This window comes from Candidatus Villigracilis saccharophilus, assembly GCF_016711665.1.
The window spans coordinates 32,681-42,505 of the sequence record NZ_JADJSO010000059.1; the positions used below are offsets into that span (position 1 = coordinate 32,681).

The following is a 9,825-nucleotide window of genomic DNA, read 5'->3' on the forward strand; positions in this document are numbered from 1 at the left end:
ACAAATGTCTGAAGTTCCACAAAACGATTGGCTCGAACGACTCGCACGCTTCAACCTGCACTTTGGCCGCTTTCTTCGTGATGCGATCGGTGTGGCCTTGGTTGCATTTGCGATCATGTCCCTGCTTGCGATCTGGAAGATTACCGACGGTACGCTGCTGACCCCTTTCGCCAGCCTGCTCAAACTTTGGTTTGGTTGGGGCAGTTTCATTGTTATCTTCGCGTTAGCGTACTTTGGATCTTCCCTTTTACAGCGCGATGGGGGCGATATTCATTGGGGACGGCTTATTTCAATTGAAATCGCGTCTCTGCTAACGTTGGGGCTGGTCGCTATTTTAAAAGGCAATGATCTCATCCGGGCAGAGGCCGGGTTGGACGGTGGCCGCTTAGGCTGGGGGCTGGCTACCTTGGCATGGCAGTCTCTCGGTCAGGTGTGGGGTACGCTGGTCCTGGTAATTCTTTGGGCGTTCATGATCATGATAGGTTTTGGCCTGTGGACAAAACTTGAAGAATGGTTGTTGCAAGTAGCGGGCGAAGCGTCGCCGATCGTTTTGGAATCTCCGATCTCAGCGCCAGCGGAAATACAGAAGGACGAACAACCTGTAAAATCAGCAGCGCCAAAGAAGAAAACTCAACCACTGCCGCCGGAATTTCGCACCTCTTTAAAATCTGTTGACAAGAAGGAAGAGAAATCCACCAAGGCGCTTACCCGTGCTGAAGACCTTCCGCCGCTGCAAATTCTATTGGCAGAAACAGCTGTCCGCGCGGATGAACGAACGATCAATCAAACCGCGGGTCTCATTATGAAGACCCTTGCTGAGTTTGGCATTCCCGCTACTGTGATTGGATATCGCGTTGGGCCTTCTGTGACTCAATTTGCTGTACAGCCGGGGTTTATAAAAAAGCCCGGCTCAGATGAAGACGACGCACTGCAAATGAAAGTGCGCGTCGCGCAGATCGCTTCATTGGAAAAAGATATAGCGCTGGCATTATCTGCCCAGCGATTGCGTATCGAAGCGCCTGTGCCCGGCAAACCTTATGTGGGTATTGAAGTTCCAAATACGCACAGCTCCGTTGTCCGATTAAAGACGCTGCTCGAATCAGATGCGTTTAATAAAGTGGGCGCTCCGTTAACGATTGCAATTGGACGCGATGTCTCAGGGCATCCTCTGATCGCTGATCTTGCTCGTATGCCGCACGTTCTGATTGCCGGCGCCACGGGTTCTGGAAAGTCCGTGTGTATTACTTCGATTGCGGCCTGTCTCGCTATGAACAATACGCCCGAAGACCTGCGTATGGTGATGATCGATTCGAAAATGGTGGAGTTGATCCGCTTTAACGGCTTGCCGCATTTATACGGAAAAGTTGAGACCAACATCGAACGTATTTTGGGAGTTCTGCGTTGGGTGGTTGTTGAAATGGAACATCGCTATCGTTTGCTTGAGAGCGCTCATGCCCGCGATCTTGAAGCATACAATCGTAAAGTGACTCGCAAAGCCGATGGAAAAGCATTACCTCGTATTGTGGTATTGATCGATGAACTTGCTGACCTAATGATGTCTGCTCCGGATGTGACCGAACACAACCTGGTCCGCCTTGCGCAAATGGCGCGTGCCACGGGCATTCATTTGGTAGTCGCAACACAGCGCCCTTCAACAGATGTGGTTACGGGTTTGATCAAAGCCAATTTCCCTGCACGTTTGGCATTTGCAGTTGCTTCGGGCATTGATAGCCGCGTTATTTTGGATTACACCGGCGCAGAATCCCTGCTTGGACGCGGAGATATGCTCTTCCTGAATCCTGAAGTTGGCAACCCTGTGCGTGCGCAAGGCGTGATGATCACGGATATGGAAATCGAGCGCATCATCTCACACTGGCAGAAGAATAGCGACACACAGGATGAAACCCCGCCGTGGGAAAAACTCCTGCAGGAACCTGATGAGAACCAGGATGACGGTTTGATCGAACAAGCTATCTCCATTGTGCGCAGCAGTCAGCGTGCATCCGCATCATTGATTCAACGCCGCTTGCGGATCGGTTATCCACGTGCTGCGCGGCTACTCGATCAGCTGGAAGAGATGGGAGTTGTCGGACCCTCTCAAGGCGGCGGCAAGGAGCGCGACGTGCTCGTCAGCGAAGAAGATCTGATGGACGAAGAAGATAAGAACCCTAAAGGATAAATCCAAACTTCGGAAGTCAATTTTGACTTCCGAAGTTTGGAAAATACATTATGAATTCAAAACCAACTTTTACTGATCGATTGCGCATCATCTTCAAAGGTGTATTGGATCCCATAGGTACTTTCTTAAATGGTCTTGGATTAACGCCAAATGCCATAACTTTGTTAGGGCTTACCGGTACCGCCGCTGGCGCGTACTTTATCTCGCAAGGTAAAATGACAACAGGCGGGATCGTTCTTTTGTTGTTTGTTCTGGTTGATGCTTTGGATGGAACCATGGCTCGTTTGCGCGGTGAATCCTCTGACTTTGGCGGTTTCGTTGATTCGGTCAGTGATCGTTACGCTGAATTCATCACATTTGGCGGACTGCTCTATTATTTTCTCTCACAGGAAAACTACCCCGGCGTCATGGTCACATTCGCGGCTACAGGCGGCTCGGTGCTGGTCTCTTATGTAAAAGCTCGCGCTGAAGGCTTGGGGTTCACTGCTAAAGTTGGCATCCTTACACGCGTTGAACGATACTTTGTTTTAATTCCCTTGCTTATATTCAATCAACCGTTCGCTGCAGTTTCTGTGATTGCAGTGCTTGGCAATATCACGGCTTTTCAACGCATCCTGCATGTTCGCGTACAGGGACATGAACGGATGCGAAAAGCCAGAGATAATAAAGAGTACTTGCATTGAACCTGACCCAGGAAGGATTTTTTCTTGGCCCCCTGCTTTTTCGCTGGGGTGGGTTATTGATCATATTCGGTGTTGCCGCGGGGTTATTGCTTGCGGCGCGTGAAGCACACTTGTCTTGGCGGGCAGTGCCAGGGAAAAAATATAATTACGATCTTGGTATTGTTTCAGATCTTTTTCTGCCTTTAATAATATGGGGAACGATTGGCGCACGCCTTTGGCATATTCTCACCCCGCCTCTTTCTTCCGTTCAGCTTGGTCTGACAACCCAGTATTACCTTTCCCACCCGGTTGATATGCTCTCGCTATGGATCGGTGGTTTTGGCATTCCGGGTGCATGGATCGGCGGAATTGTTGCTCTATACTTTTTTGCACGTGCGAATGAATATAATTTTTGGGAACTGGCTGATCTGCTTGCGCCCGGCCTTGCATTGGCGCAAGCGATTGGCCGCATGGGAAATTATTTCAATCAGGAATTATACGGTCTGCCCGCGAACTTGCCCTGGAAGATTTTTATTGAGCCCGCCTATCGCTTGGTGGGATTTGAAACCGTGGAAACATATCATCCGTTGTTTGCTTATGAAGTGGTGTTGAACTTTGCAAATATGGTTTTCCTATTATGGTTTGCGCGCCGTTTTGTGAGCACGCTCAAGGCGGGTGACTTATTTCTTGCGTATCTTGGGTTCTATTCCTTTTTCCGTTTATTTTTGGAATTCCTGCGCCTTGATGTCGCTTTCATCAATGGAGTCAATATCAATCAAGTATTTTTTGCACTCACCCTTGTTTGCGCGGGAGTTGGTTTGTTTTTGCGGCACCGAATTCCGCAGAAATTGTAAGGTCACTGTGAAGGCAGAAATTGAACCGTGGGGAATACAATAGAACCAGTCAATCTCAAAGTAAGTATCTTGTTACATATCTTGTCGTGTACTAAAGATACAAGATATGTAAGGAACCTATATGATAGAAACTCACGATCTGAGCAAGCAATTTCATGATTTTTTGGCGGTAGATGGGGTGGATCTTAATGTGCAGGCTGGGCAGATACTGGCTTTATTGGGTCAGAATGGCGCTGGGAAGACCACCACGGTCCGTATGTTGACCGCGCTGCTGCAACCCTCGCGTGGGTGGGCGCGGGTGGCTGGCTTTGACGTGGTCAGGAACGGGCACGATGTCCGCGCTTCGGTGGGTGTGCTGACTGAACAGCATGGTTTGTATATGCGTATGACAGCAGTTGAATACCTGGATTTTTTTGGGCAGGTATATAGTTTGTCGCCGCAGTCGCGTAAATCACGAACCGATCATTTGCTTCAATATTTTGGGTTGACTGAGGCATCACACCGCCGCATCGGCGAATACTCCAAAGGGATGCGCCAGAAACTCGCGCTGGCACGCGCCATGATGCATGATCCTGGCGTATTGCTGCTGGATGAACCTACTTCAGCAATGGACCCAGAGTCCGCGCGATTGGTGCGGGATGAGATTGCGCGTTTGAAGTCGTCGAAGCGTACCATAGTGATCTGTTCCCACAATCTTACAGAAGTTGAGATTCTTGCAGATCAGATCGCCATTATTTATCGCGGGCGGATTTTATTACAGGGGACATTGGAAGAATTAAAGCGTAATGTGCTGGGCGCGCCGGAGTATGAGATCAAATTTTCTGAAGCGTGGAATTCGACTGGGTTTGAATTACCGGAAGATGTGCAACTGCTCTCTCAAACAGCGACCAGTTTGAAAGTGAGGGTGCCGCATCCGCAGGAGTCCAATCCGCTTATTTTGAGATCATTATCGGCAATGTCTGTGCCTGTCATGGCAATTCAAGAGGAACCGCGTACGCTTGAGCAGGTATATCTCAAAGTGATGGCGGAAGCAAAAGGACGCGAGAATGTTCAATAAACTAAAACCTGTCTGGCTTGTTGCTGGGCGCGAATTAAAAGACCAATTCCGTGACTGGCGCGTGTTGACGCCCATGATCATCCTTGTTTTTTGTTTTCCCGTATTGATGAATGAGTTTGCCAAGCAGACGGTGGATTTTTTGAATCAATATAACGCGAATTTGATCCTCGAAAGACTTGTGCCATTTTCGATCATGATCATTGGTTTTTTTCCGATCACGATTTCATTGGTGGTGGCGTTGGAAGCGTTTGTGGGTGAGAAGGAACGCGGTACGATCGAGCCCATGCTGAGCGCCCCATTGGATAATTGGCAATTGTATTTTGGTAAATTGTTGGTGGGTGTGGTTACACCGTTGGTGGCCAGTTATCTTTCCATCGCTTTCTATCTGGTTATGATTTCCCGCCAGCAGCTTGTCATGCCTCCCTTCATTACCATGCTGCAATTGATCCTGTTGACCACGGCCCATGCGACTTTGATGGTCAGCGCGGCCATTGTGATTTCAGTTCAGTCCACTTCGGTAAAGGCCGCGAATTTACTGGCGTCGTTCATTGTGATCCCGGTTGCGATCTTGATGCAAGGAGAGGCTGTGATGCTCTTTTGGGGAAACGATCAGGTACTTTGGCTTGCAATCGCTGGGGTGATGATCATTTCGCTGCTGCTGATCCGTGTGGGCATTGCTCATTTCCAACGCGAGTATTTGCTTGGACGTGAGATAGATTCATTCAACCTGCGTTGGATGTGGCGCACGTTTTGGACCGATTTTTTTGGCGGGGCGCGGTCTCTTGGTGAATGGTATCGGAACGTTTTGATGATTGCCCTGCGGCGTATCACGCCCGCGTTGTTGGCGGTTGCCTTGATCGCGGGCGTGAGCTTATGGATGGGCTACGATTGGATCATGGTAAATATTCCTGCGGCGATTAGTAGATCGTCCCCGGAAAACCTGCAGAAATTGACCGACCGTGTTAAAGAAATGCCAGACCTTTCAGGCATTCAGGAAAATCTCAATGCGCCATTCCTGTTTATGAATAATACGCGCGCGGTAGCTTTGATATTTTTTGCAGGATTATTTTCCTTTAGCGTGCTGGGGGTTATGCTGTATATGGTCAATATTGGGCTCATCGGTGGTTTGTTCGCCTTGTTCCAGTTGCTTGGGATCCAAGCTTGGCCGATCTTCCTTGCGGGCGTTGTGCCGCATGGTGTCTTTGAAATCCCAGCCTTGATGATCGGCTGCGCTGTGGTGCTGTATATGGGGGTGTCCATTGTCACGCCGCAAACAGGCAGATCCATGGGCGAGGTGATCCTTGAATTGCTCGCGGATTGGATGAAGATATTTATCGGCTTGGTCGTGCCTTTACTGGCTATCGCCGCCATGATCGAAGCCTATATAACCCCTGCGCTTTTACAAAACGTAATGAAGTTATTGTAGCAAAACTGGAATAAAAAATTCAGTCGCAGACGATCGAGTACGAACTCTGTCATCTGCGGCTGAAAATATTTATATCAAATTACCAGCCTGAAATATAAGGCTGCCACTCGCCATTCTCTGTGAGGTGCCTCCCAAAGATGTAGGTGGCATTCCCCGGTGGTTCTTTTGGAATATGCATCAGGCGCATGTGCGCCTCTTCCACTTTGCGTCCGCCTTTGTGGTGATTACAGGCCGAGCAGGCCGCCACCAGATTGACCCAAATATGCTGTCCGCCCAAATGACGCGGAATGACATGATCCACAGTTAAGTTAACATCGCGCCTGCCGCAATACTGACAGGTATAATTGTCACGTCGGAATATTTCGCGGCGCGTTAATTTGACGTGTGGCCGCGGCCGATGAACTTGGGTTTCCAGCCGAATGACAGAGGGGCGCGGCAATAACTGCGAAATTGTGCGGATGTGTCCGCGCCCGTTCAGGATCATATCGGCTTTGCCTGCAAGGATCAGGCCGATCGCACGCCGGGTTGAGCATACATGTATAGGCTCAAAATTAGCGTTGAGTACCAGTACAGGTTCCTGCATAGTGACTCTATAATCCGCATGATTATAATGCCACTTAATAGCACTTCGGAAGACAGGACATAGGAGAAATTGCATGAAAATATTGATCGCAGGCGGTTCAGGGTTTCTGGGCCGCGCACTGACCAACTCTCTTCTTGCCGATGGCCATGAGGTTTTTATTCTTTCGCGCAATTCACGCATCTCAAGCGATGGTATACAGTTTATAAAATGGGATGCCAAAACTACACAGGGTTGGGGGCAGCTTGTCAATGAAATGGATGTGATCGTGAATCTCGTTGGACGGACGCTTGCCTCCTGGCCGTGGACTGCCTCAACCAAACGTGATTTTCATGATTCGCGCGTCCAGCCAGGCCTGACGCTTGCTCAAGCGGTTCTGGAAGCGGATCGCCGTCCGGGTATTTTTGTCCAAGTCTCAGGTATTAACCATTATGGATTACATGGCGACCTGGCCGACGAGTCCACGCTGCCCGCTGATGATTTCCTTGCCCAGCTTACCGTGCAGTGGGAAGCCGCAACAAAGTCTGTTGAAGAATTGGGTGTGCGTCGGGTTATCCTTCGTTCTGCGCCTGTACTTGCCAAAGATGGCGGGCTGCTTTCATTGATGGCGCTGCCCATCAAGCTGTTTGCCGGCGGACCGCTTGGTTCTGGTAAACAAGCCATGCCGTGGATCCACATCGACGACTGGGTTGGGGGAGTACGATTCTTGATCGAAAACGAAAATATGCGCGGCGTGTATAATCTTATTGCGCCTACGCCCACATCTAACGCGGAATTCAACCGAACGCTTGCAAATGTGCTTCATCGCCCGTATTGGTTTCCCATGCCAGCCTTTTTGCTGCGGATCCTTTTAGGGGAAATGAGCGTCTTGATCGTGGAAGGTAGGTTTGCTCAACCCAAACGGCTGATCGAGTCGGGGTACAGATTCAAGTTTGAGGCTGCGCGTGAAGCGTTGGCTGATCTGTTCAAATAAAGTTAAAGGAGTAAAAAGTCACATGAAAAGATTTATTTTAGTTTTGACCCTTTCCCTGTTTGCGTGTGCGCCTTCCGGGCAGCAGCCAGTGGTTGTCTTGCCCGTTCTTCTCCCCACTGCCACCGCTTTTATTGATCCGTCGTACCCCAGCGCACAGGCCGAGTTGGCTGCGCCCAATCAAGCCGCGAGCGGAATTGAAGTTCGTATGCAGAGTGCTTCAGTGGAAGGGAAAAATGTGAACGCAGAGGTTTGCTTCACATTGCCAGATACTTCAGATTGGGGTATCCAAACAGCAAGCTTGAATTATGGCGGGACGATTTTACAGGAGTTTGGCACCACTCTGGTGACATTACAGGAGCCCGCAAATGGAAGCCTGGGGTTGCGCTGCGATACACTGACATTTGTCGTTCCGCCTGATGCCGACCTCACCAATGCCTCTGTCGTGATCGACGCCATTTCAGCCACTCCGCGTGAAGGGGAGTATTGTTCAGTTTACATGCCGAAGATCCAGCAAGCCATGCTTGAACGCGGCATAGGCATCACATTGGACTGTGTAGACGTGAATGGCGTCTTGACCATGCAGATCCTGAGCATTCCCGCGGATATGACGCAGGAGCAGGCTGAACAATTGGTTTATAGCGATGAATTCTTTGCCATAAAAGGCCCGTGGAGCTTTTCGTTCAATTTGTCGCAGTGAAATTCTTGTTGTATAATACGCGCATGTTCAATACAAGCTTTTCCAAAAAATACTATTATTGCACCTGTCCATAGACCTTTGCGATGGTGTGCTATGAACGCGCCCTCACTATCGCGGGCGCGTTTTTGTTTGTCAATTTGAAGTGGAGATATTATGAACATCGAAGAACAAGTTGAAATCTTAATGCAAGGGACTGAGTATGGGGATGAAGACCTCAAAAAAGCCATGACCGCTGAACTGCGATCGCGCCTGCTGCTCGCTGAAAAAGAGAACAGACCCCTGCGCGTGTATTGCGGATATGATCCCACTTCCACCGACTTGCACCTTGGTCACACCATTACCATGCGTAAACTTCGCCAATTTCAGGATCTTGGGCACGAGGTGACTTTTCTGATCGGGAGTTACACCGCCCTGGTGGGCGACCCCTCCGATAAGAATAAAGCGCGTCCGATCCTGACCGAGGAGAAAGGTCGCTGAAAATGCATTGACCTACACCGAGCAGGCGTTCCGTGTGCTTGACCGTGAAAAGACCAAGACTCGTTACAACGGAGAGTGGTTGTCGAAGCTCACATTGGTGGATCTGATCCGCCTTGGACAGAATTTTACAGTCCAGCAATTTTTGGCGCGCGATAATTTTTCCAATCGTTTGGATAAAGGTGAGCCGATCTATATTCATGAGACCTTTTACGCCTTGATGCAAGGCTATGATGCGGTTGCCATGGAAACGGATGTCCAGGTGGGCGGCACCGACCAGTTATTCAATATCATTGTCGCTGGCCGTAAGTTGCAGGAAGCGCTGGGTCAAAGACCTTTGGTTGGAATTATCACCGCCATTTTGCCTGGAACCGACGGCGTGCAGAGAATGTCAAAATCTACGGGAAATATTGTGCCGATCAACACCGGCGCGAATGATATGTTTGGGAAATTAATGTCTGTGCCTGATTCAGCCATGAGTTCATACATGCGCCTGGTCACACGCTGGAGCCCGCAGGAGATCGACCAGATCGAAAAGGATGTCGCTTCGGGCGTGTTCCATCCGCGTGATGCGAAGATGAAAATGGCGAGCGAGATCACTTCGATTTTCTACGGCGAGACAGATTCCGTGTCTGCTCAGGAGAATTTCATCAAAACATTCCAGCAAAAGGAAATTCCCGACGAGATGCCTGAATATGATTTACAGGAAGGTCAAACTGTTGTGGATGTGATCCTGTCCGTGCAACTTGCAGAAAGTAAAAGCAAAGCCCGAGCTTTGATCGATCAAAAAGGTGTGCGGCTTGACGGCGAAGTATTAGAGCGTGGTGATTCGCCATTCCCACATGCTGGCGTTTTACAGGTTGGTAAAAGGAAATTTGTTCGTGTGAAGTGAGGATTGATCATAAAAAGAAGGTGTAATTTTT

10 protein-coding genes are annotated in these 9,825 nt (G+C 49.5%); 9 read left to right on the forward strand and 1 reads right to left on the reverse strand.

Annotated features, from left to right (window positions below):
- Positions 1 to 4 precede the first annotated feature (4 nt).
- From IPL17_RS18685 to IPL17_RS18705, 5 genes are all read left to right on the forward strand, one after another.
- A complete protein-coding gene (locus IPL17_RS18685; protein ID WP_345308597.1) occupies positions 5 to 2,179 on the forward strand; it encodes a DNA translocase FtsK in 2,175 nt (724 codons plus the stop codon).
- Positions 2,180 to 2,229: 50 nt separating this feature from the next.
- Entirely contained in the window at positions 2,230 to 2,862 is a 633-nt protein-coding gene (locus tag IPL17_RS18690) for a CDP-alcohol phosphatidyltransferase family protein (RefSeq protein WP_345308598.1), read from the forward strand.
- On the forward strand, positions 2,859 to 3,695 hold the full coding sequence (gene lgt / locus IPL17_RS18695) for a prolipoprotein diacylglyceryl transferase (RefSeq protein WP_345308599.1): 837 nt from the start codon (positions 2,859 to 2,861) through the stop codon (positions 3,693 to 3,695). Before IPL17_RS18690 ends, lgt begins: the two co-directional genes overlap by 4 nt.
- A 121-nt stretch (positions 3,696 to 3,816) precedes the next feature.
- The gene (locus IPL17_RS18700; protein ID WP_345308600.1) at positions 3,817 to 4,752 is read left to right on the forward strand and encodes an ABC transporter ATP-binding protein; all 936 of its coding nucleotides are present in this window, start codon (positions 3,817 to 3,819) and stop codon (positions 4,750 to 4,752) included.
- Positions 4,742 to 6,178 (forward strand): stage II sporulation protein M, encoded by a 1,437-nt coding sequence (locus tag IPL17_RS18705; protein WP_345308601.1) that lies wholly within the window; start codon positions 4,742 to 4,744, stop codon positions 6,176 to 6,178. Before IPL17_RS18700 ends, IPL17_RS18705 begins: the two co-directional genes overlap by 11 nt.
- A gap of 79 nt (positions 6,179 to 6,257) precedes the next feature.
- On the opposite strand, the gene IPL17_RS18710 is transcribed toward IPL17_RS18705, so the two are convergent.
- Positions 6,258 to 6,761: an HNH endonuclease gene (locus tag IPL17_RS18710; protein WP_345308602.1), complete on the reverse strand. Its 504-nt coding sequence runs from the start codon at positions 6,759 to 6,761 to the stop codon at positions 6,258 to 6,260.
- A 73-nt stretch (positions 6,762 to 6,834) separates the two neighbouring features.
- On the opposite strand from IPL17_RS18710, the gene IPL17_RS18715 reads away from it, so the two are divergent.
- From IPL17_RS18715 to tyrS, 4 genes are all read left to right on the forward strand, one after another.
- Positions 6,835 to 7,731 carry a TIGR01777 family oxidoreductase gene (locus tag IPL17_RS18715; RefSeq protein WP_345308603.1) on the forward strand — a complete coding sequence of 299 codons (897 nt, stop codon included), beginning with the start codon at positions 6,835 to 6,837 and terminating at the stop codon, positions 7,729 to 7,731.
- Between the two features lie 22 nt (positions 7,732 to 7,753).
- Complete coding sequence (locus IPL17_RS18720; RefSeq protein WP_345308604.1) at positions 7,754 to 8,428, forward strand: hypothetical protein; 675 nt, start codon at positions 7,754 to 7,756, stop codon at positions 8,426 to 8,428.
- Between the two features lie 153 nt (positions 8,429 to 8,581).
- Positions 8,582 to 8,905: a hypothetical protein gene (locus tag IPL17_RS18725; protein ID WP_345308605.1), complete on the forward strand. Its 324-nt coding sequence runs from the start codon at positions 8,582 to 8,584 to the stop codon at positions 8,903 to 8,905.
- 7 nt (positions 8,906 to 8,912) lie between these two features.
- Entirely contained in the window at positions 8,913 to 9,794 is an 882-nt protein-coding gene (gene tyrS, locus IPL17_RS18730; RefSeq protein WP_345308606.1) for a tyrosine--tRNA ligase, read from the forward strand.
- Positions 9,795 to 9,825: the final 31 nt, after the last annotated feature.

Bases quoted from the DNA above. Each gene is read 5' to 3' on its own strand.
- IPL17_RS18685 (WP_345308597.1), top strand. From the start codon at position 5: ATGTCTGAAGTTCCACAAAACGATTGGCTCGAACGACTCGCACGCTTC.
- IPL17_RS18690 (WP_345308598.1), top strand. From the start codon at position 2,230: ATGAATTCAAAACCAACTTTTACTGATCGATTGCGCATCATCTTCAAA.
- IPL17_RS18700 (WP_345308600.1), top strand. From the start codon at position 3,817: ATGATAGAAACTCACGATCTGAGCAAGCAATTTCATGATTTTTTGGCG.
- IPL17_RS18705 (WP_345308601.1), top strand. From the start codon at position 4,742: ATGTTCAATAAACTAAAACCTGTCTGGCTTGTTGCTGGGCGCGAATTA.
- IPL17_RS18710 (WP_345308602.1), bottom strand. From the start codon at position 6,761: ATGCAGGAACCTGTACTGGTACTCAACGCTAATTTTGAGCCTATACAT.
- IPL17_RS18715 (WP_345308603.1), top strand. From the start codon at position 6,835: ATGAAAATATTGATCGCAGGCGGTTCAGGGTTTCTGGGCCGCGCACTG.
- IPL17_RS18720 (WP_345308604.1), top strand. From the start codon at position 7,754: ATGAAAAGATTTATTTTAGTTTTGACCCTTTCCCTGTTTGCGTGTGCG.
- IPL17_RS18725 (WP_345308605.1), top strand. From the start codon at position 8,582: ATGAACATCGAAGAACAAGTTGAAATCTTAATGCAAGGGACTGAGTAT.